The sequence below is a fragment of the Collinsella sp. An307 genome (genome assembly GCF_002161805.1).
In the GTDB taxonomy this organism is placed as follows: domain Bacteria; phylum Actinomycetota; class Coriobacteriia; order Coriobacteriales; family Coriobacteriaceae; genus Coprousia.
Window position 1 is genome coordinate 1 of record NZ_NFIP01000014.1, and the last position, 20,830, is coordinate 20,830.

Here is a 20,830-nt window from a genome sequence, read left to right on the forward strand (position 1 = left end):
TCCGGTCGGAGCGGGCGTCGGCGGCGCTGGGCTGGAGGACGCCGGACGAGAACCGCAGGCTGCTCGGCTACGCGGTGTAGGATGTACAGGAAAACGTCCGCAGTCCCGAGCGACTTCAAAAACGGGCGTAGCTTCTTGAAACCGTAGTTGCGCACATCGAAGTCGGGCAGGCGCTTGGCAAGCTCATCCCCCACGCGCCCCAGCGCGACCCAGCCGTCGTCATCGGAAAACTTGTCGATGATAGCGTTGATGGTCTGGCGGATCTTTTTCATGTGGTTGCGCCGCGCCGCGCGACTCATCTCGGCAAAGTTCACGGCATCTCCCGCGGCCTCGCCGCCGTTACCCGCGCCAGCTGCGCGTGCTCCACCCGCATCACCGGGATGACGACGGGCACGGCGCTCGGTCGCCCCCGAATCGGAGACGTCTGCGTCATCCTCGCCCTCGTCTGCACGGGAGGCGTAGAGCAGGTCGAGGTATTTGAACTGATTGCAGGCGGAAATGAAGGGCTCGGGAGTCTTCTGCTCTCCCATGCCGATAACCTGCATGCCGCTCTCGCGCAAGCGCGCAACGAGGCGCGTGAAGTCGGAGTCCGAGCTCACAATGGCGAACCCGTCGACATTTCCGGAGTAGAGGATGTCCATCGCATCGATGATCATCGCCGAATCGGTAGCGTTTTTGCCCGCGGTGTAGCTGTACTGCTGCATGGGGATGATCGAGTTTTCGAGCAGGCAATCCTTCCACGACGTAAGCCTCTGACTCGTCCAGTCACCGTAGATGCGCTTGTACGTGGCGACGCCGGAATTTGCCACCTCGTCGAGAATAATCTTGATGTATTTGGGCGCGATGTTATCCGCATCGATAAGAATCGCGAACCGAAGGTCGTTGTCAGACACGTTTCCAGCCTTTCTGAAACACAGGATTACCCCCATGGTACCCTGCGCGCACAACCAGCACGTCAAGCCCACAGGAACTCTAGGGCAGGACCTCAACCCAAGAGGCCGCCCCTTCCGATCGCATATCCCTCTGGCGCAGTTTCACAGGAAAGCCCGCTGGGAGCGGGCTTTCCGAGAATTATTGAGCACAGAGGGATATGCGATCGGGAGGGGCGGCCAACCTACCGGCTGATCGCCTACGCCTGGGGCTTGGGCGGCATGAGCGGGTTCTCGCGCTTGAGCAGCGTCATGAACTCGTCGCCCGTGATGGTCTCCTTCTTGTAGAGATAGCGCGCAAGCTCATGGAGCTTGAACTTGTTCTCCTTGAGCACCTGGAGGGCGCGGGCGTGCGCAGCCTCGATGACCTTCTGAACCGCATCGTCAACGCGCTCAGCGGTACCCGGCGCGCAGGTGAGCGACGTGTCCTGGTTGAGGTAGGCGTTCTGCACGGTACCGAGCGCCATCATGCCAAACTCGTCCGACATACCGAACCGCGTGATCATGTTGCGGGCAAGCTTTGTCGCCTGCTCGATATCGTTGGCGGCACCGGTTGTCATCTCGCCAAAGATGAGCTCCTCCGCCGCACGACCACCGCAGTAGACGGCGAGCTTGTCGAGGACCTCCTGCTTGGTGGTAAGGAACTTCTCGTCCTCCTCCACCTGCATGGTGTAGCCCAAGGCGCCAGAGGTACGCGGCACGATGGTAATCTTGGTGACGGGCGCGCCTTCCTTCATGTTGGCGGCAACGATGGCGTGCCCGATCTCGTGGTAGGAAACGACCTGCTTCTCATGGTCGGAGAGCACCGTCGATTTACGCTGCTGACCGGCAATGACGACCTCGACCGATTCCTCAAAATCCTCCTGCGTGGCACGGGCACGGCCTTGGCGCACGGCTCGAAGCGCTCCCTCGTTGATGATGTTGGAGAGGTCCGCGCCCGAGGCGCCCGGCGTAGCGCGCGCGATGGCGGAAAGATCGATGGGCGGCTGAGTCTTCACGTCCTTGGCATGGAGCTCGAGGATTGCCTTACGACCGGCAAGGTCGGGAAGCTCGACGGGGACGCGGCGGTCGAAGCGCCCAGGGCGCAGAAGCGCCGGATCGAGCGAGTCGGGACGGTTCGTGGCGGCAAGAACGACGATGCCCTTGTGGTTGTCGAAACCGTCCATCTCGGTCAGGAGCTGGTTCAGCGTCTGCTCGCGCTCGTCATTGGTGGAAAGGCCCGCGTCGCGGCGCTTGCCCACGGCGTCAATCTCGTCGATGAAGACGATGCAGGGCGCCTTCTCGTTTGCCTGCTTGAAGAGGTCGCGCACCTTGGCAGCGCCGCGGCCCACGAACATCTCGACAAACTCGGAACCCGAGATGGAGAAGAAGGGTACACCGGCCTCGCCGGCAACGGCCTTGGCCAGAAGGGTCTTACCCGTGCCCGGAGGGCCTACGAGCAGAGCGCCCCTCGGCAGGCGCGCGCCGATGTCCTCGTAGCGCTTGGGGTTCTCAAGGAAGTCGACAACCTCCTTCAGGGACTCCTTGGCCTCCTCCTGACCGGCGACGTCCTTAAAGGTCACGCCGACGTCCTTGGAGGCAACGATGCGCGCGCCGCTCTTACCGAGGCCGCCGCCCATGCCGCCGAACCCGCCAGATCCAAAGTTCATCGACGGGCCGTCATCGCCCATCGCCTTTTTCATGCGGCGGTTCAGCCACCAGCCAAAGAGCAGGAAGATGATGATAGGACTGAAGTAGATGAGGAAGTAAATCCAGGCGTTGCCGTCGTTGCTCGGAATGGTCACATCGAGCGTTGCCCCGGCATCGACGATGCGGTTGGTGAGGTCCGAGTCGCTCGGCATGACCGTCGTCTCGTAGGCCGCCTCAACCGTACCGTCGTCCTTCACGTCCTTCTTGAGGGTGTAGACTGCGGTCGCATCGCCAGTGTTGTAGTCGACGCTCGCTACCTTTTTGTCGTCCAAATCCTGCAAGAACTGGGTGTAGCTCACCTGGTTGATCTGGACGCGCTGGCCGAGGTTGGGGAACAGCAGCGTGCTCAACACAAGATAGACAGCCATCGCAAGAATCACGTAGAGGATCATGTTGCGTCTACGCTTATGGTCATCCATTTCCATAGAAGTGTCTCCCATCGGGTTGGTGCAATGATTTGAGGATACCCAAGTCCTCGCTCCGTAAACCGAGCTGCTGCGCACTCCCCCGGCCCTATCGGAATGGCCGTTTACAGACGAGCGTCCACGCGAGCTATTGAGTCGCGCCCGCGCGGTTTGTATGATAGTCCGGTTTGGGGAATGTGCGGGATGAGCGTCCCGTAAAGGCAGCAGGGGTATCGCATGGCGCAGACGAAGCAAACCAAGTCACGGCAGTCTCTCGATGTCACCCAGGGCATCATCTGGCAGCAGCTTCTGCTACTCTGCGTCCCCATTTTCTTCAGTTCGTTCTTCCAGCAGGCACATGCCCTCATCAACACGTTTATCTTGGGTCAGTTTGGCGGAAAGCTCGCCTTGGGCGGCGTGCAGGCAACTGCTTCGCTGTTCGAGCTCGCCGTTGGCTTCTCGGTTGGCGTGGGCGCCGGATGCGCCGTCATCTCGGGCCAATTCTTTGGCAGCCATGACGACGAGCGGCTCTCGCGCGCCATCCACACCGCTATGACCGTGGCGCTCGCACTCGGCCTTACGCTATCCGTCGCCGGCGTCATCTTCATCCCGCACGTGCTCGAGCTCATGGGGACGCCCGACGAGCTCATGGCCGAGGCGGTGCCCTATGCGCGCTGCTACGCGGCGGGCATGGTCTTCTCGCTTGTACTCAACATGGGCTCGGCGCTTCTCCGCTCGGTCGGCGATACGCGCACACCTGCCCTCATCATCGCAAGTGGCTGCGTCATCAACGCCGTCCTCGACTACATCCTTGTCGCCTTGCTCGGCCTCGAGGCCATGGGCTGCGGCATCGCAACCGCGACAACGCTCTTCATCAATGCTGCGCTCATCTGCGCACGCCTCATGCGCGCCCCCGGCGCCTGGCGCCTCGTCCCCAGCCGCCTCGGCATCGACAGGCGCATCTGCGCAAGCATGCTCACAACGGGGCTTCCCCTAGGCATCCAGTCCTCGGTCTACTCGGTGTCAAACATCATTCTGCAGTCCACCGTCAACACCTTTGGCACCGACGCCGTGACCGGCTGGGGCCTCTCGAGCCGCCTCGACGCAATCGTGTGGATGGTCACTGAGGCCCTCGGTGTCTCCATGACAACGTTTGCCGCCCAGAACTTCGGCGCGCGCGACTACGAGCGCATGCGCCGCGGCTACCACACCTCGCTCGTAATCACCGTCGCCCTCGTAGGCGGCCTTTCGGCACTCCTCGTCGCGTTTGTGGGACCGCTCTCGCGCATCTTCATCGACGACGCCCATGTGACCGCCTACACAACCACGATGATTCACTTCATCGCACCGTTCTACCTGTTCTACTCGATCGTCGACAACACCTCCGGCGCGATACGCGGCTCGGGCGAGAGCTTCCGTCCGATGCTCCTCACCATCCTGGGCACCGTTGTCTTCCGCGTCATCTGGCTTCTTGCCATTGTACCGCTCCATCACACTATCGAAACGATGTTGCTCGTCTATCCGGTGACCTGGATTCTTACGGCGATTCTCTTTGTCGCTTACCATCACTGGGGGCATTGGCTTCGCCATGCCGAGGCACGCGCCGCCAAGCTCAAAGGCGAATCCGGCGAGCGCCGCGTGGTGGAGATATAGGGGGCGCGCGGTTTTAGGGTGCCCGGTGCGGCCCCGCTTCGGCCGTTCAGGCGTTCGCCAGCGGATTCTGGGTATTCAGCGGCGCGCTTGAGGAGCCCCCTAGGAGCCTGCGACGCCGCTTTTTGCAATAATTGAGGTAGTGGGGGATGCGGACAAAAAGTTGGACGCCGGGGGGGCGTCCGGACGGGAGGTCCGCATGTACGACAAGGACGACGTAGAGCTGGCGCTGCTCGCTGTCGAGGAGGGCATGAGCAGGAGGGAGGCCGCCGAGCTGGTGGGCTGCGGGGAGACCGCGGTGGGCAACTGGCTGGCCGGCAGGCTCCCGCACTCGTGCCTCCCGTCGGCTAGAATTCAACGAGAGGGGCGGACGGGGGGAGCGCGCATGTGCCCGAGGGGCGTCTACGACCCGCCGACGACGGGGCCGCTCGCCGGCCTGGAGCCGGCGCAGATAGAGAACATCCTGCTCAGGGCGGTGTTGGCCGACCTAAAAGCGGGCGGCTGGGAGCCGGGATCGATCTCGAACAGGAGCAAGTGCGAGCTCGGGGAGAGATTGAGGCTGGCGACCGGCCTGCCCCTCCGCTCGATCACCGGTTTCTTGAGGATATCGAGGAGCTCCTATGAGTACCACCGCGCCCGCCTCGGGCGCGACCGCTACGCGGCCCTGAGGGCCGAGGTGAGGGACGCCTTCGAGGCCGGGCGCGGCTGCTACGGCTACCGGCGCGTTCACGCCGAGCTGCGCCGACGCGGCACGAGGGTCTCCGAGAAGGTGGTCCGCCGCCTGATGCGCGAGGAGGGGCTGGAGGCCCGCCGGCCCCGCCGCAGGCGCTGGAGCTCCTACGCGGGCGAGCCCGACGAGAGGCCGGCGAACGTCCCCCGCGAGCGCGCGGCGGCGAGGCGGGCGCGGGGCGAGGACTTTCCTCCCGACCACGACTTCTCCGCGCCGGCCCCCGGGGAGCTTGTTATTGCTAATCTGAGTTTCACCGTTTAGACCAACGGGTCGCGCCGAATCCGCCAACGCATCCCCGCCGATCGCGCCAACGTATTTTCACCGTTTCCGCCAACGGGCGTACGCTCGACCGTGCAGAGACACGGGAGGGCGATATGGAGAGAAACCTGATCGGGGAGATGAACATGATGAAGGAGAGCGGCGCCAAGCCGAACTTCACTGACATCGCGAGGAGGTACGGCGTCGACCGCCATACCGTCGCGAAGTACTGGAACGGGGGCGGCCCGCAGCCGCCCGACGGCCGGGAGGGCCGGGGCAGCGGGTTCGACCGCTACCGCGCCGAGATCGAGGGGAAGGCCGCCCTGCCGGGGATGACGAAGAGGGGGCTGCACGAGTTCCTGCTCGACCGGCACGCCGGCGACGAGCCGCCCGTCCCGGGCTACAACGCCTTCACCCACTACCTGCGCACGCGCGGCATCGCCGTGGGCGCCGGCTCCCCCGAGGCGCACCCCCGCTTCGAGACCGGGCCCGGCGAGCAGCTCCAGTTCGACTGGAAGGAGGACGTCGTGATGCGCGACCGCTCGGGCGCCGAGTACCGCTTCAACGTGTTCTCCGCGACGCTCGGGTACTCGAGGCGCCACCTGTACCGCAGGTCGCCGACCAGGACCCGGGACGACCTGCTGGCCTGCATGTACGACGTCGCGGTGAGGCTCGGGGGCGTCCCCGCCGAGTGGCTCACCGACAACATGTCCGCGATCGCCGCGGTCGGCGGGGACGGCAGGCGGGCGCGCGACCCGCGCGTCGAGCGCTTCTCCCGCGAGGCCGGCTTCCGCATCGTGCTCTGCGCGCCGAGGACGCCCCAGACCAAGGGCAAGGTGGAGAGCGCGAACCGCTTCCTCTCGAGGCTCCTCGCCTACGAGGGGGACTTCGACGGCTGGGAGGGCCTCGACGAGGCGATAGCGCGCATCGAGCGCCGCAGCAACGAGGAGCCCAACGGCACCACCGGCGTGCCCCCGGAGCTGCTGTTCATGCGGGAGAAGGACGCGCTCAGGCCGCTGGGCAACCGCCGGCTGCTCGAGTCGATGCTCGGCGACGTCTCCTACCAGGAGGTGCCGGCCACGATGCTCGTCCGCTGCGCCGGCCGCGAGTTCTCGGTGCCCAGGCGAATGATCGGGCGCCGCGCCAGGCTCGTGCTGTCGGCCGACGGGGTCCTCAGGGTCTACGACGGCGGCGACCTCGCCGCCGTGCACGACACGCGCGCCCCGGGCGGCCCGATCGTCTACGACCCCGCCCACTACGCCGAGGCGCTCGAGGGCAAGCGGTGGCGCGCCGACGGCGACATCGAGGAGGCCGCGCGCCGCAACCTCGAGCTGCTCGACGCGCTCGGAGGGGGCGGTGCCGCATGAGCGCCCCGCTGGTCGAGGCCAGCGCGCCGGAGCGGGCGCGCAACAACCTCGAGGAGCTCGGTCTCGACGCGATGGCGGCCTCGGCCGCCGAGTATTCCGCCCTGGTCGCCTCGGGCTCCAAGACCTTCGCGCAGGCCCTGATGGAGATGACGGACGCCCAGGTCGCGGCGGTGAGGGCCCGCGACCTGGACCGCAGGGTCGAGAAGGCGAACTTCCCCTACGTGAAGACGCTCGCCGACTTCGACTTCTCGTTCCAGCCCTCGCTCAGCCGCCCGGTGGTCGAGGAGCTCGCGTCGCTCGGGTTCCTGGAGCGCCGCGAGAACGTCGTGCTCGTCGGCAGCTCGGGCGTCGGCAAGACCCACATGGCCGTGGCCATCGGCGTCGAGGCGGTGAGGGCGCGCAAGCTCACCTACTTCGTCGACTGCCAGCGCCTCGTCGGCGACCTCAAGCGCGCGGCGGAGAAGGGCGCGCTCGAGCGCAGGATGCGCTTCTACGCCCACCTCTCCCTGCTGATCGTGGACGAGGTGGGCTACCTGGACGTGGACAAGGAGGGGGCGGACCTGCTGTTCCAGCTGGTCTCCAGGAGGTACGAGAGGAGGTCGACCATTGTGACGACGAACGTCGGGATAGGCGCGTGGGCGAAGGTGTTCGGCGACCCCGTGGTGGCGAGCGCCATCGCGGACCGCCTCTGCCACCACTGCACGGTGCTGAAGATCACCGGGAGGTCCTACCGCACCAAGGACCTGGCGCCGGACCGGGACGCCGGAAGCGGCGCGTGACGCTGGCGGGATCGGCGCATGTGCGTTGGCGCGAACGGGTGAGGTTCGTTGGTGAAATCGGCGAAAGATAGATTGACACTAACAAGCTCGTCGTGACCGACGTCACCGAGCTCGCCATGGACGGCTACAAGTGCTACCTGAGCCCGGTGGTCGACTGCTACGACGGGATGCCCGTCTCCTGGTCGCTGTCGCTCCACCCGGACTCCGCCCTCTGCGACTCGTCGCTGCGCTCCTGCCTGGACTCGCTGCCGCCGGGCTCGGCGCCGACGGTGCACACCGACGGGGGCGGCCCGTACCGCTCGGCGAGCTGGAAGGCGCTGTGCTCGGAGCGCGGGGCCGCCCGCTCGATGTCCCGCCCGGGGCGCAGCGGCGACAACGCCCCGGCCGAGGGGTTCTTCGGCACGCTCAAGACCGAGCTGCTCGACGGGCGCGACTGGGCCGAGGTGGGGCTCGAGGAGTTCCGCGCGGAGGTCGACGCCTACATGGCGTGGTACAGGGACGGGAGGCTCAAGCGCTTCGAGGAGCCCGGCGGCGGCCACCGCTACGAGACGATCGCCGGCAGGAGGCGGAGGCTGGGCGTGGCGCTGTAGGATGTGTACAAGAAAACGTCCGCATCCCCGTGAACCCGGGTAGTGACCCCGAAGCATAGCTTGCACAAATACCGCTGGTAGAAAGCCTGCAGAAAACGAAGTAGTGAACCCGAGGCCATGGGAGACGGATAATCTCGCATTTTGGGGTTCACTACTGAAGTTATTGCAAAAAGCACCGGCAGGGTTCACTACCTCAATTATTGCAGCAAGCATCAGCAGGGTTCACCACTGCAGTTTTGTAGGAAGCGACGGCACAGGTTCACTACTGCGACAGTTGTCCGAAGCAACTGCGCGAACGCCTGCTGTTACGAGAACATACCAGGACGGTAGTGGTAGCTGTTGCTCGCATGGGGGCAGAGCTGCCAGAACGCCACGGCCGAGGCAGCAGCGACGTTGAGCGAGTCGACCCCGTGGGCCATAGGGATGCGCACGGCAACGTCGCAGCCGGAGACGGTGCGCGCGGCCAGACCCGCGCCCTCGGTGCCCATAAAGATGGCGAGCCGGTCGATATCGAGGAGCGCAGGGTCGTCAAGCGAGCGCGAATTGTCGGTGAGCGCCATGGCGGCGCACGTGAACCCGGCGCGGTGGAGCACATCGAGCCCGTCCGCCGGCCAAGTGCGCGCATTCTCCCCTATGCGAGTCCAGGGCACCTGAAAGACCGTTCCCATGCTCACGCGGACCGCACGGCGGTACAACGGGTCGCAGCACGTGGGGCTCACGAGGATACCGTCGACGTTGAGCGCGGCGGCGGAACGGAAGATCGCGCCGACGTTGGTGTGGTCCACAATGCCCTCGAGAACGCACACACGCACCGGGCGCTCGCCGGATGCGTTGCAGAGGCCCTCGAGAAACGTTGCCGGATCCACAAGCGGCGGGCGACGGAACGCGGCGAGCGCGCCGCGCGTGACGTTAAAACCGGTCAGCTGCTCCATAAGGTCCATAGGGGCCACAAACACCGGGACGTCTTTGCCGATGGTATCGAGTAGCGGAGCAAGCTGGTCCAGCCAACGCTCGCCCATAAGAAAGCTCACCGGGGTGAGCCCAGCGTGGAGCGCGCGCTCAATCACCTTGGCACTCTCGGCAATAAAGATACCCTTCTCGGGCTCGAGGACACTTCTGAGCTCGCGCTCGGTAAGGCGCGTGTAGGCGTCGAGCCGCGGGTCGGTGAGGTCATCGATGCGAAGGATGTCCGCCATGCTAGAACACCGCGTCCACGATGCGCTCCACTACCTCTGCACCGAGGTCGATGGCGGCGTCGATAACCGCCGAAGCAACCGTGTCTTCTTTGCGCTCCGCGCGCTCGTAGGTCACGAAATCGAAGGTAATACCGGCATCGCCCTCCCCTTCCGCAATCGTGTAGCCGCCGTCGGTTGCCGCGACGCGCCAAGAGGGGTCGTCATCGAGGTCGGGAAAATAGGCGTCCGCGGGGCGAATGCAATGGTTTTTGGTCACAATCGCGCGCGAGCATAGCGGCAGCATCTGGCGGTACACCTCAGCCCCACCGATGACCCACGCCTCCTCGTCGGGCGCCAGAAGCGCAAGCGCCTCCTCGACCGAGTGCACAACCTCGATACCGTCGCGCACAAAGGCGGCGTCGCGCGTGAGCACGATGTTGCGACGGTCCTTGAGCGGGCGCGCGCCCGGGAAGCTCTCCAGGGTTTTGCGGCCCATGATGACCGTATGCCCCTTGGTGCAACGTACGAAATGGCGCATGTCCGCACGGTTGGCGACGACCATATCGCCCGCGCGACCGATGCCCCAGTCATCGCACACGGCGACGATGGAGCTAAGGTTATCCAGAGGCTTCGCCTCGTTCTTAGACGGCAATGGGGATTCCTTTCACCTGGGGACCGGTCTCGTACCCCTCGACGATGAGGTCATCGGTCGTGAAATCGTAGAAGTTGGTGACAGCAGGGTTGAGCGAGACCTTGGGCGCCGGATACTGCGGACGCTCGATGAGCTCACGGATGATGGGCACATGCCGGTCGTAGATGTGCGCGTCGACGATGACGTGCAACAGCTCGCCCGCCACCATGCCCGACACCTGGGCCACCATCATGAGCAGAATCGCGTACTGGCAGACGTTCCAGTTGTTGGCCGCGAGAATGTCTTGGCTGCGCTGCATGAGGCACATGTTGAGGGTCGGCTTCTCGTCCCCTTCTGCATGCGTTACGTTGTAGGTCACGCTGTAGGCGCAGGGGTACAGGTGCATCTCCGAGAGGTCGGCGAAGGTGTACATGTTGGTCATGATGCGGCGAGAGAACGGCGTATGCGCAAGGTCGTAGAGCACACGGTCCATCTGGTCGAAGTCGCCCTCGGGGTAATGGCTCTTCTGGGCAATCTGGTATCCGTACGCTTTGCCGATGGAACCGGTTTCATCCGCCCACTCGTCCCAGATATGGCTCTTGAGGTCGTGGATGTTGTTCGACTTCTTCTGGTAGATCCAGAGAATCTCGTCCATAGCGGACTTAAGTGCCGTGCGACGAAGCGTGAGTGCCGGAAACTCCTCACGCAGGTCGTAGCGCGCCGTCACACCAAAGTTCTTAATGGTGTAGGCGGGCGTTCCGTCCTCCCAATGGGGACGGACCTTCTCACCTTCTGTGGTGGTGCCGTGGTCGAGGATGTCGCGGCACATCTTCACAAACTGGACGTCGGCCTTGCTCATGCCAAAGCGCCTCCCTATCTCAATCGAAGCCGGTCTCAGCGCCCGGCGAGCTCTTCCCAGCGGCTCTCGCGCACCGCACCCGTAACTTCAAAGCGCGGCAGAGGCTGAGCGACAGACGCGCGCTCGGTCTCGTCCTTCTTGCGACGCAACCGCGAGAAGACCGATCCGCGCTTCTTGCACATCTCCATAAGCGCGGTGTCGCAGGCGACTGCGCAGAGGGCGAAGTGCTTGATGAGGTCCGCCTTCCACGCGGGAGGGATGGGCCGCGTGAGGTACAGGCGGGTCGAGAGGCCTGAATAGGTGCCGCTCGCACGCTTGGCGTCGTCGGGGGTGGCAAAGGAGGCGAGGCGCTTGCCCGCAAGGCCTGCCGCCCCGTCGCCGGCAGCGGCAATCACGAGCTGGAAGGACCGGGCAAGCTCGTCGCGTCCGTCATCTGCGCCGTCCGCTGCGGTACCCATGATGCCGAGTGCGGTCGTGGCGCAGGAGATGGCGCTCGCATAGGTGCCCTCGGCAAGCGCGATATGCGCCTGCGCGAGGCAGACATCGGGCGCGGGAACACCGGTGAGGTCGCCGCCCTCGGGCTCCTGCCAGCGCCCCACAAGATTCGCGGCGCGCTCCGCATCGCCTGCGCGAAGGAACGCCCAGGCCTCGGCCGCCCTATCGATGTCTCGGTCGCATCCCATCTCGACCATCTCCCCGAAACGACAATCCAAAAAACGTCAAGCTAGAAGTGTTAGAACTTACGCCCCTTCATCTGCTGCTCCATGGCGCGCAGCATGTCCATATCGGAGCCGCCCGCACCCATGCCGCCAAAGGGGTTGCCACCGCCACCCATGAGGTTGGCCATATTGGGCATGCCCGCCATGCCGGGTACGCGCATCTTCTTGCCCTTCTTACCCTTCTTGCCCTTTTTGCCGCCCTGCATCTGCTGGGTCATGGCGCGCATCTTGCCCATCATCTTGTTCATCTCACCCCACTGCTTCATGAGGTTGTTGACGTCAGTGGGCGTGGTACCGGAGCCACGGGCAATGCGGGCACGGCGCTGGCCGTTGATGCACTTGGGGTTCAGGCGCTCCTCGCGCGTCATAGACTGAATCATGGCCTCGTTCTTGTCGAGAATGGTCTCGTCGAGGTTGCCGCCCATCTGGTTGAGCGCGCGCTGGCCGCCGGGAAGCATGCCGAGGATGCCCTTCATACCGCCCATCTTGCGGACGGCGCGCATCTGCTCAAGCATGTCATCCATGGTGAGACCCTCGCGAAGCATCCGCTCGGCGGACTCCATCTGCTCGGCCGTGGCGGCTTCCTGGGCCTTCTCGATGATGCCCACCACGTCGCCCATGCCGAGGATGCGCTTGGCCATGCGGTCGGGGCTGAAGACCTCGAGGGACTCGGGCTTCTCGCCCATGGAGACGAACTTGATGGGTTTGCCAGTCACCGCACGGACCGACAGCGCGCCGCCGCCGCGGGCGTCACCGTCGAGCTTGGAGATGATGACACCGTCGAAGTCGGTGCGCTCGGCAAAGGTCGAGACCACGTTGACGATGTCCTGGCCGGTCATGGCGTCCACGACCATGAGCACCTGATCGGGCTTGACCGCACGCTTGATGTCGACGGCCTCCTGCATCATCTGCTCGTCGATCTGCAGGCGTCCGGCGGTGTCGACGATGACCACGTCACGCAGCTTGTCGACGGCCTCGCGGATGGCGCCCTGGGCGATCTCGACCGGGTGCTCGCCGTCACCGCGGAAGACCGGCACGCCGATCTCGCCGCCGAGCGTGGCGAGCTGATCGGCTGCCGCGGGACGGTAGACGTCGCACGCCGCCAGAAGCGGGCTTCTCCCCTGCTTCTTGAGCAGGTAGGCGAGCTTCACCGCCGCAGTGGTCTTACCCGAGCCCTGAAGGCCCACGAGCATGATGACGTTGGGGATACGGCTCGAGAGGACAAGCTTGCTCTCCGTGGAGCCGAGGAGCTCTATGAGCTCGTCGAGCACGATCTTGACGACGTTTTGCGCCGGGGTGAGCGAGTCCAAGACCTCGGCGGTCATGCAGCGCTCGCGCGTCTTGGCGACAAAGTCCTTGACGACCTTGAAGTTGACGTCGGCCTCCAGAAGCGCCATGCGGATGTCGCGCATCGCACTTGTGATGTCGGCCTCGGTAAGCTTGCCCTTGCCGCGCAGGCGGTCAAAGGTGTCGTTAAGGCGATCGGAAAGACTGTTGAACATAGGGTGCTACTCCTCACCAACAAGGGCGCGGCAGAAATCGCGCGCATCGAATGTCTGCAGATCCTCGACGTGCTCACCCACGCCAACACGGTAGATGGGCAGCTGAAGGCGCTGGGCCACAGCGAGCGCGATGCCGCCCTTGGCGGTGCCGTCGAGCTTAGTCATGATGATGCCGTCGAGGCCGAGGGCGTCGTTGAACTCGCTCGCCTGCGTGAGGCCGTTCTGGCCCGTCGCGGCATCGATGACGAGCACCACGTAGACGTCCATGGCGCCGGCACGCATCTTGCTCGCGCGCTTGCGCGTCACGTTCACAACCTTGGCAAGCTCGCGCATGAGCTCGGGCGAGGTGTGAAGACGCCCCGCCGTATCGATCAGCACGAGGTCAGCCGAGGTGCGGTCGGCCTCGTCGAGCACGTCGTAGCAGACGCTCGCCGGGTCGGAGCCGCGATCGCGCTTGACTACCGGCACGCCAGCACGCTCGCCCCAGACGTCGAGCTGCTCGATGGCGGCGGCGCGGAAGGTGTCCGCCGAGCCGATGACCACGCGCTTGCCCGCCGCGTGTGCCGCGCTAGCGATCTTTCCCACCGTCGTCGTCTTACCGGCACCGTTGATACCCACAAAGAGCACGCAGGAGGGCGTGGAGGTAAACGGGTCGCGCTCGGGCTCGACAAAGATCTCTGCCAAACGGTCAGCAAGCGCACCGCGCAGCTGGGCGGCGGTCTTTAGGTTCTTGCGCGCCGCAAGGTCACGCAGGTCATCGGTCACCTGCATGGCGATATCGGCACCCATGTCCCCCATGACGAGCGTGTCCTCGAGGTCCTCCCAGAAGCTCTCGTCGACCTCGCCACCAAAGTAAAAGATCTCGTTGATGGCCTCGCGGCTACGCTCGAGACCCTGTTGCAGCTTCTCAAACAAACCCATCTTATGCGTTCACGACCTTTCCCGTCGCGCGGTCGAGCCGCTGGCTCACCACGCGGCTCACTCCGTCTGCCTGCATGGAGACGCCGTAGAGGACGTCGGCGTCCTCCATCGTGCGGCGCTGGTGCGACACCACGAGGAGCTGCGTGCGATGGCGCAGCACGTCGATGGCGTCGAGGAGTTTGGAGAGGTTCGAATCGTCGAGCGCCGCCTCGACCTCGTCGAGCACGTAGAACGGCACCGTGCGCGTCTTGTAGACCGCAAAGAGCAGGGCCAGGGCCGTCAGGCTCTTCTCACCACCGCTCATGAGCATCATCTTGGTGATGCGCTTGCCCCGCGGCTGTGCGATGACCTCGATACCCGTCTCGGAGGGGTGCTCCGGGTCGGTCATCTCGAGGTGTGCCTGGCCGCCCGGGAAGAGCATGGCGAAGATCTCGCGGAAGTTCTCGTCGACCTTCTCGAAGGTGGTGAGGAACGCCCGGCGCATCTTACGGTCGATGGCTGCCGTGATCTTGGTAAGTGCCTTACGCGCGCTCTCGAGGTCAGCGAGCTGCGCCTCGATGTAGTCGGCGCGCTCACGCAGACGCTCGTACTCCTCCATAGCGACCTGGTTCACAGGACCCAGGTTGTTGATCTTGGTGACGAGCGTGCGGAGCTCGCGCTCGGCGGCGTCGCGGTCCTCGGGCTCGGGCAGGGTCAGCGCCTGTTCGAGCGTCGTGGTGCCGTCGGCGGTGATGGCCTGGACGGCGTTTTCCACCTGCACCTCGAGCTTGCCGCGCTCCACCTTGACCTCGTTAAGCTCGGCCTGCGCGCGCTCCACCTCATCCTTGGCGGAAGCGACCTCGGCCTTGGCATCCTCGATGGTCTTCTTGAGCGAGGCGGAGTCCGCCTCCTCGAGCGACGCCTGGTCGCGCAGGCGGGCTGCCCAATCCATAGCGCGCTCAGAAAGAGCCGTATAGCGATCGTGGAGGGGGTCGACGCGCAAGCGCAGAACCTCCAGCGAGCGGGAGGCCTGACGCGTGCCGCGAATACGACGGTCGATGCCCTCGAGACGGTGCTCGAGCTCCGGCACGCGCGCTGAGAGGCTGCGGGCACGCTCCTCGGCCTGGGCGCGGCGCACCTTCGCCTCGCCCAGGGCGCGGGCGGCCTCGGCATCGTCGCGGCGGACGCGGTCGAGCTCGTCGGCGACCTCGGCGATCTTCTCCGCGAGCTCGCCTATACGGGCGCGTGCCTCATCGCGGGTACGCGTGAGCTCCTCCACGCGCGGACGAGCCTCGCGCACCTGCGCAGCGGCGCGCTCACGACGCTGAAGAATCTGCTGGCGCTCTGCCTGGGCGGATGAGAGCGACTGCTCGAGGCGGCCGATCTCGGAAAGCAGCGAGCGGCGCTCGCCCTCCAGGCGGGCGATCTCGCCCCGGGCATCGCTCTGCTCGGCGCGGGCGATGGAGGCGGCCTCCTCGGCCTCGCGCACGAGCTCCTGTGCATGCTCGAATACCGAGCTCAAATCGGGCTCCAGGGCCTCGAGTTCGCGAATGCGGCGCTTGCGCTCAAGCGCGCCCGCGGCGGCGTCGCTGGGCGCGCCCACGCGAACGATACCGCCCGAGGTGACGCGCGCCCCGCGAGGCGTCACATACACCACGCCGGGAATCTCCGGCGCCGCGAGCGCCTCCTCGAGCAAGTCAACAACGTAGATATGGCCGAGAAGCGCCCCCACGACCCCGGCAAACCCCTCGCGCACGGCGAGCCGGTCCACCAAGCGGTAGCCGGCGGCACCCGCCGCGGGCGCCGGTGCCTGAAGCGCCTTGCCTGCAAGCAGCGCCTCGCCGGAGACGCTCTGCTGACTCAGCGCAAGCTCAGCCGCATGGGCGAGGTCCTCGGCGCCCTCGAAGATGATGCCGTCGATATCACCCGCGAGCAGGGTCTCGACAAGACCCTCGAGCTCCTCGGGCACCTCGATGATGTCGCCGAGGCGACCCGTTACCCCGTCTTTGAGCTCACCCACGATACGGGCAACGAGGGGCGACGAGTCGGAGAGGCGCTCGTCGAGGCGCGAGAGGCTCTGGAGCTCGGAGCGCACCTCGGAGAGACGGTCACGAGCCTCGGCCTCCTTGGCGCGGCGATCGGCGAGGGCGGCCTCGGCGGTCTGGATGGAATCTGCGGCAGACGAAAGCGTAGCCTGCGCCTCCACAAACTGAGCGTCGATTTCCTCGGAGCGCGCGCGGCGGCTCTCGAGGGAAGCGGCGACCTCCTCGGCACCCTCATCTATCTGGGCGATTCTCGAGGCGAACATCTCGTCCTCGAGCTCCGCGTTAGAAAGCGATTCATTGAGCTTGGCGAGTGCGAGCGCGGCGTTGTCCGCCTCGCGCTGGCTCTCGCGCTGCTGACGGCTGAGGTCGGACTGCTCGCCATCGAGCTCAACACGGAGGGCATGCAGCTCGTCGGCGGAGGGCTCGAGGCGCTCCACATCGGCCTCGGCGACGCCAAGTGCGGCCGTCACCTCATCGAGTTGGCGACGCGCCCCCTCAAGCTCGTCGGCCACGCGACGGCGCTGATGCTCGGAGCTCGAAAGCGTGCCGCGCATCTCGGAGAGACGGGCGACCATGTTGTGGCCCTTCTCCTCCAGAAGGCGCATGTCGGAGCCAATCCGGCCCACGACGTCTTGCATGTGGCGGCGCTGCTCGCCCAAATCCCCTACAAACAGGCCCTTCTCCTCAAGCATGACCTGCAGCTTCTCGAGCTCGCGCTCCTTCTCGGAGAGGCGGTAGCGAGCGAGCTCGAGTGCGGCCTCGCCCTCCTTACCGCGCGTCTCGACACCGCGCCAGCGGTCCTGAAGGCGACGGAGCTCGTCGACGGCAAGGATCTGCGTGAGCTCGTTCGCGCGGGACGAGAGCTCCTTGTAGGTGCGCGCGCGGTCCACCTGGCGCTCAAGCGGACGCAGCTGGCGCGTGATCTCGCGCGAGATGTCGCGCGCACGGGTCAGATGCTCGTCCATGGAGGCAATCTTGCGCGCGGCGCGCTCCTTGCGACGCTTGTGCTTTGAGATGCCGGCGGCCTCCTCCACAAGGGTGCGGCGCTCCTCGGGCCGGCTCTGCAGGATGGCATCGAGCTTGCCCTGGCTGATGATGGAATGCGTGTCCTTGCCAAGACCGGAGTCATGCAGAATGTCCTGGATGTCCATAAGGCGGCAAGGGCTCTGGTTGATGAGATACTCGCTCTCGCCCGAGCGGTACATGCGACGCGTGATAGCGACCTCGTCGAAGTCGACGGGAAGCACATGGTCGGCGTTGTCGAGCACGAGCGTCACCTCGGCGACGCCCACGGGCTGACGCGCGGAGGATCCCGAGAAGATGACGTCCTCCATCGCCTGGCCGCGCAGCTGCTTGGCGCTCTGCTCTCCGAGCACCCACAGGATAGCGTCGGAGATGTTCGACTTGCCCGAACCGTTGGGGCCGACGATGACGGTGAGCCCGGGCTCGAAGGTCATGTGCGCACGGTCGGCGAAGGACTTGAACCCTTTTAAGGTGAGCGATTTTAGATACACGGGTTCCCCTCAGCGTCGGTTGACTTGGGTATGGCGCCGTCCTCGGTATAGCCTAGGCGCTCGAGAGCGTCGAGTGCGGCAGCAGCCTCGGCCTCCTTCTTGGAAGAACCCGAGCCCCTTCCCTGGCGGACGCCGTCGATGAGCACGACAGCGGTGAAGGTAGGCGCGTGTGCCGGACCCTCGGTGGAGACGAGCTTGTAGGAGGGAGAGGCCATGCCGTCCCTCTGCACGCATTCCTGAAGGTAGGACTTGGGATTCTCGGGCCGCTCGGCGCGCTCAGTTGCCAGATGGGGCTTCAGCGTCCGCAGGATGAACGCCTCGGCAACATCCCAGCCGCCGTCGAGGAAAAGGGCCCCTACCAAAGACTCGTACACGTTCTCTAAGGCCGAGTGAAGTCCTCGGGCACCGGTGCCGGTCTCCGAGGCGCCAAAGAAGATGCACGAGCCAATGCCGAGCTCGTCGGCGACCTCGGACAGCGTGAATCCAGCGACAAGCGACACCTTGAGGCGCGTCAGCCTGCCCTCGTCGAGCGAGGGATAGGCCTCGTACAGCGCACGGGCGACGATTGCGCCTAGGATGGAGTCTCCGAGGAACTCGAGACGCTCGTAAGACGAGCCCACCGGCTCCCCCTCAACCGCAGAGGGATGCGTGAGGGCCCGTCGCAGCAATAGCTTGTCCTGGAACTCGTGGTCGCAGATCTTCTCGGCACGGGCGAGCTTTTCCGATACAGGCACGGGTCGTTATGCCTCCTGCGACGCCTCGATGGCGTCGAGCGCATCGCCGACCGAGCTGATGGAGAGCAGACGGTCCTCGGGAATCTCGATATCGAACTCGTCCTCAAAGGCGGTGACGAGCTGGAGGCGGTCGAGAGAATCGGCGTCAAGATCGTCGAAGGTGGTCTCCTCGGTGATCTCGTCCTCATTGATACCGAGAACGTCGGCGGCGACCTCGGCTACCTTAGCGAGCATCTCTGAGCGCTCCATGGCGACTCCTTCCAAACGGCCGGTAACGGCGCAGATAAATCATCTTATAGATTCTACCCTGATGAGGCCTGCCGCTCAATGCCGCCGCCAGCTCTTGGTGACGGTAAACAAGCGGACGAGCTCCTAGGGAGACGGCGCTAGGCGACGATGCCGTCCACCGAACCGGCGACCGCGTCCACGAGCCCCGCGCGCACCGCGCTCGCCGTGGCGAGGGTGCCGTTCTTGACGGCCTCCACCGAGGTCGCGCCGTGACCGATGAGCACCACGCCCTTGAGGCCGAGCAGGATCGCGCCGCCGCGGGCATCGCCCGACAGTTTGTCCTTGATGGCATAGAGGGCATCTTTCACCAACAGCGCGGCGAGTTTGCCCTTGACCGAACCCATGAGCGCGCTCTTGAGCTCGCCGAGCAGATACTTGGCGGCACCCTCGGTAGCCTTGAGCGCGATGTTTCCGGCAAAACCGTCGGATACGATGACGTCGAGGCGACCGGAGAGCAGATCGGTCCCCTCGCAGTTGCCGGCAAAGCCGGGGACGCGCTCGGCCATAAGCGGGAAGCACGCCTGGGTGAAGCGCGAGCCCTTGTGCTCCTCGGTACCGTTGGAAAGTAGGCCCACGCTCGGGCTTTCGATGCCGCAGACCACGCGCGCGTAAGCGGAGGCCATCTGGGCAAAGCGCACGATGTCGTCGGGCTCTACATCGGGGTTGGCGCCCATGTCGGCAAAGACCGTAAGGCCGTCTTTGGCGTTAGGGACGGCGGTGGTGATGCAGGGGCGTACCGGGCGACGCTCGCCGTCCTGCTCGTAGCGAAACGGCGTCACGTACGCCGTCGCCGCCGCCGTCACCGCTCCGGTCGAGCCGGCAGAGAAGAAGCCCTGGGCGTTGCCCTTCTTGATCGCTCGGCACGCGAGGACGATGCTCGACTTGCGCTTGGTCATAACGGCCTTGATGGGGTCATCCTCCATGGTGATCACATCCGGGGCCATAAGAGCCTCAGCGCGGTCGTGCGTACGGCAGAACTCGCCGACAACCTCCTCCGGACCCGCCACAAGCACCTCAAGCTCGCTGTCGGCAGCGAGCGCCTCGGCAATTCCCTGCAAGACGACGGAGGGCTCCTCGTCGCCACCCATGGCGTCAACGCAAACGCGGACCTTCATGACATCCCCTTTCGATAGAGAAATGGCCGACTCAGCGAGCCGGCCATGCAAATTGCAACTCTCACGCATCGAGCCTTACCCGGAAGGGTTACTCAGTGACGATGACCTCGCGGTCCTTGTAGTAGCCGCAGTTGGGGCAGACGTGATGCGGAAGCTTCACGGCATGGCAACGGGGGCAGACGGAGCGCGAAGGAGCGCTGATCTTCATATTGGCAGAGCGACGGGAGTGAGTGGCACCGCGGCCCTTCTTTTGCTTAGGTACTGGCATGATGACCTTCCTTACATGGTTAGCTAACAGGCACGAATACGCGCAAGTAGCGATATTAGCACAGATATCCGCCCCTGATAAGAGGCTTTTTCTCACCACACGAGCTGCAAAACTTCAGCGAATGGATGAACCTAATCGTCGAGCTTGAGGTTTTTGAGCGCAGCGAACGGGTTGTCGTCGCCCATGACGCGCTCCTCCTCAGCCCGCTCGGCGCAATCGCAGGTCTCTTCGTTGAGGTTGGCACCGCAGATCGGGCAGAGGCCGCGGCAGTCGGGGCGGCACAGCACCACAAAGGGCGTGTCCATCACCACGGCGTCCGAGATGGGCTCCGCAAGGTCGATCTTACGGTCCTCACCGAGGAGCTCGTAGTCATCGTCCTCGTCAGCACCCTCGGGCTCGTGGAAGAGGTAGTACTCCTGGAGCTCGCCGGCAACATCGAACTGCGCGGGCTCGAGGCAGCGGTCGCACGCACCCGTGACGCTCGCGCGCACCATGCCCGTGAGCAGGATGCCGTCACCGGCGTTGGTGAAGACGGCATCGTAGCTGACGCCGCCGTTGAGCCTGAACTCCTTCTCCCCCACCGTGTAGCCGGCGACGTCGACCGTGCCGGATGTCTGCCAGCTCTCGCCGGGATTCTCAACCCGATCGGCAAGCTCGACGATAAGCGAATCGATAAACGCCATG

19 protein-coding genes are annotated in these 20,830 nt (G+C 65.0%); 5 read left to right on the forward strand and 14 right to left on the reverse strand.

All coding sequences use genetic code 11. From position 1 onward, the window contains the following. Together B5F89_RS09790 and ftsH are read right to left on the reverse strand one after the other, a co-directional pair. On the reverse strand, positions 1–893 hold an 893-nt coding region (locus tag B5F89_RS09790), incomplete at its 3' end, for an NYN domain-containing protein (RefSeq protein ID WP_239286745.1). A gap of 236 nt (positions 894–1,129) precedes the next feature. Then, on the reverse strand, positions 1,130–3,043 hold the full coding sequence (gene ftsH / locus B5F89_RS09795) for an ATP-dependent zinc metalloprotease FtsH (RefSeq protein WP_204230665.1): 1,914 nt from the start codon (positions 3,041–3,043) through the stop codon (positions 1,130–1,132). 216 nt (positions 3,044–3,259) lie between these two features. Between ftsH and B5F89_RS09800 the strand changes: the two genes are divergently transcribed. The 5 genes from B5F89_RS09800 to B5F89_RS09820 all read left to right on the forward strand — a co-directional run bounded on the left by B5F89_RS09800 (position 3,260) and on the right by B5F89_RS09820 (position 8,396). Next, positions 3,260–4,675: an MATE family efflux transporter gene (locus B5F89_RS09800; protein ID WP_087431595.1), complete on the forward strand. Its 1,416-nt coding sequence runs from the start codon at positions 3,260–3,262 to the stop codon at positions 4,673–4,675. 196 nt (positions 4,676–4,871) lie between these two features. Then, complete coding sequence (locus B5F89_RS09805) at positions 4,872–5,663, forward strand: IS3 family transposase (protein WP_087431596.1); 792 nt, start codon at positions 4,872–4,874, stop codon at positions 5,661–5,663. A gap of 113 nt (positions 5,664–5,776) precedes the next feature. Beyond that, the gene (gene istA, locus B5F89_RS09810; protein WP_087431597.1) at positions 5,777–7,027 is read left to right on the forward strand and encodes an IS21 family transposase; all 1,251 of its coding nucleotides are present in this window, start codon (positions 5,777–5,779) and stop codon (positions 7,025–7,027) included. Beyond that, positions 7,024–7,806: an IS21-like element helper ATPase IstB gene (istB, locus tag B5F89_RS09815; protein WP_087431598.1), complete on the forward strand. Its 783-nt coding sequence runs from the start codon at positions 7,024–7,026 to the stop codon at positions 7,804–7,806. Before istA ends, istB begins: the two co-directional genes overlap by 4 nt. 92 nt (positions 7,807–7,898) lie before the next feature. Continuing rightward, positions 7,899–8,396, forward strand: coding sequence for a DDE-type integrase/transposase/recombinase (locus tag B5F89_RS09820; protein WP_087431599.1), 498 nt, complete (start codon positions 7,899–7,901; stop codon positions 8,394–8,396). A gap of 305 nt (positions 8,397–8,701) precedes the next feature. Here the strand turns inward: B5F89_RS09820 and B5F89_RS09825 are convergent, their stop codons facing one another. From B5F89_RS09825 to B5F89_RS09880, 12 genes are all read right to left on the reverse strand, one after another. After that, positions 8,702–9,592 (reverse strand): RNA methyltransferase, encoded by an 891-nt coding sequence (locus tag B5F89_RS09825; protein WP_087431600.1) that lies wholly within the window; start codon positions 9,590–9,592, stop codon positions 8,702–8,704. A 1-nt stretch (position 9,593) separates the two neighbouring features. After that, entirely contained in the window at positions 9,594–10,223 is a 630-nt protein-coding gene (locus B5F89_RS09830; protein ID WP_343206333.1) for a dihydrofolate reductase, read from the reverse strand. Beyond that, a complete protein-coding gene (thyA, locus tag B5F89_RS09835; RefSeq protein ID WP_087431601.1) occupies positions 10,213–11,061 on the reverse strand; it encodes a thymidylate synthase in 849 nt (282 codons plus the stop codon). The genes B5F89_RS09830 and thyA overlap by 11 nt, the downstream gene beginning before the upstream one ends. A 35-nt stretch (positions 11,062–11,096) precedes the next feature. Then, the gene (locus tag B5F89_RS09840; RefSeq protein ID WP_087431602.1) at positions 11,097–11,744 is read right to left on the reverse strand and encodes a hypothetical protein; all 648 of its coding nucleotides are present in this window, start codon (positions 11,742–11,744) and stop codon (positions 11,097–11,099) included. Between the two features lie 50 nt (positions 11,745–11,794). Next, the gene (gene ffh, locus B5F89_RS09845; RefSeq protein ID WP_087431603.1) at positions 11,795–13,282 is read right to left on the reverse strand and encodes a signal recognition particle protein; all 1,488 of its coding nucleotides are present in this window, start codon (positions 13,280–13,282) and stop codon (positions 11,795–11,797) included. A gap of 6 nt (positions 13,283–13,288) precedes the next feature. Beyond that, positions 13,289–14,203 carry a signal recognition particle-docking protein FtsY gene (gene ftsY / locus B5F89_RS09850; protein ID WP_087431604.1) on the reverse strand — a complete coding sequence of 305 codons (915 nt, stop codon included), beginning with the start codon at positions 14,201–14,203 and terminating at the stop codon, positions 13,289–13,291. 1 nt (position 14,204) lies between these two features. Then, complete coding sequence (gene smc / locus B5F89_RS09855; RefSeq protein WP_087431605.1) at positions 14,205–17,741, reverse strand: chromosome segregation protein SMC; 3,537 nt, start codon at positions 17,739–17,741, stop codon at positions 14,205–14,207. Beyond that, positions 17,732–18,475 carry a ribonuclease III gene (rnc, locus tag B5F89_RS09860; protein ID WP_087431606.1) on the reverse strand — a complete coding sequence of 248 codons (744 nt, stop codon included), beginning with the start codon at positions 18,473–18,475 and terminating at the stop codon, positions 17,732–17,734. The genes smc and rnc overlap by 10 nt, the downstream gene beginning before the upstream one ends. A gap of 6 nt (positions 18,476–18,481) precedes the next feature. Continuing rightward, the gene (locus B5F89_RS09865) at positions 18,482–18,724 is read right to left on the reverse strand and encodes an acyl carrier protein (RefSeq protein ID WP_087431607.1); all 243 of its coding nucleotides are present in this window, start codon (positions 18,722–18,724) and stop codon (positions 18,482–18,484) included. A gap of 137 nt (positions 18,725–18,861) precedes the next feature. Next, a complete protein-coding gene (plsX, locus tag B5F89_RS09870; RefSeq protein ID WP_204230666.1) occupies positions 18,862–19,878 on the reverse strand; it encodes a phosphate acyltransferase PlsX in 1,017 nt (338 codons plus the stop codon). Positions 19,879–19,966: 88 nt separating this feature from the next. Then, complete coding sequence (gene rpmF / locus B5F89_RS09875; protein ID WP_087203824.1) at positions 19,967–20,146, reverse strand: 50S ribosomal protein L32; 180 nt, start codon at positions 20,144–20,146, stop codon at positions 19,967–19,969. Positions 20,147–20,277: 131 nt separating this feature from the next. Next, positions 20,278–20,829, reverse strand: a complete 552-nt coding sequence (locus B5F89_RS09880) for a DUF177 domain-containing protein (protein ID WP_087431609.1) — start codon at positions 20,827–20,829, stop codon at positions 20,278–20,280. Position 20,830 lies beyond the last annotated feature (1 nt).

Excerpts from the sequence above, each read along its gene's own strand:
- B5F89_RS09865 (WP_087431607.1), bottom strand. The coding sequence starts at position 18,724 with ATGGAGCGCTCAGAGATGCTCGCTAAGGTAGCCGAGGTCGCCGCCGAC.
- B5F89_RS09840 (WP_087431602.1), bottom strand. The coding sequence starts at position 11,744 with ATGGGATGCGACCGAGACATCGATAGGGCGGCCGAGGCCTGGGCGTTC.
- istB (WP_087431598.1), top strand. The coding sequence starts at position 7,024 with ATGAGCGCCCCGCTGGTCGAGGCCAGCGCGCCGGAGCGGGCGCGCAAC.
- B5F89_RS09800 (WP_087431595.1), top strand. The coding sequence starts at position 3,260 with ATGGCGCAGACGAAGCAAACCAAGTCACGGCAGTCTCTCGATGTCACC.
- ffh (WP_087431603.1), bottom strand. The coding sequence starts at position 13,282 with ATGTTCAACAGTCTTTCCGATCGCCTTAACGACACCTTTGACCGCCTG.
- B5F89_RS09880 (WP_087431609.1), bottom strand. The coding sequence starts at position 20,829 with ATGGCGTTTATCGATTCGCTTATCGTCGAGCTTGCCGATCGGGTTGAG.
- B5F89_RS09825 (WP_087431600.1), bottom strand. The coding sequence starts at position 9,592 with ATGGCGGACATCCTTCGCATCGATGACCTCACCGACCCGCGGCTCGAC.
- rpmF (WP_087203824.1), bottom strand. The coding sequence starts at position 20,146 with ATGCCAGTACCTAAGCAAAAGAAGGGCCGCGGTGCCACTCACTCCCGT.
- istA (WP_087431597.1), top strand. The coding sequence starts at position 5,777 with ATGGAGAGAAACCTGATCGGGGAGATGAACATGATGAAGGAGAGCGGC.
- ftsY (WP_087431604.1), bottom strand. The coding sequence starts at position 14,203 with ATGGGTTTGTTTGAGAAGCTGCAACAGGGTCTCGAGCGTAGCCGCGAG.
- plsX (WP_204230666.1), bottom strand. The coding sequence starts at position 19,878 with ATGAAGGTCCGCGTTTGCGTTGACGCCATGGGTGGCGACGAGGAGCCC.
- B5F89_RS09805 (WP_087431596.1), top strand. The coding sequence starts at position 4,872 with ATGTACGACAAGGACGACGTAGAGCTGGCGCTGCTCGCTGTCGAGGAG.
- thyA (WP_087431601.1), bottom strand. The coding sequence starts at position 11,061 with ATGAGCAAGGCCGACGTCCAGTTTGTGAAGATGTGCCGCGACATCCTC.
- ftsH (WP_204230665.1), bottom strand. The coding sequence starts at position 3,043 with ATGGAAATGGATGACCATAAGCGTAGACGCAACATGATCCTCTACGTG.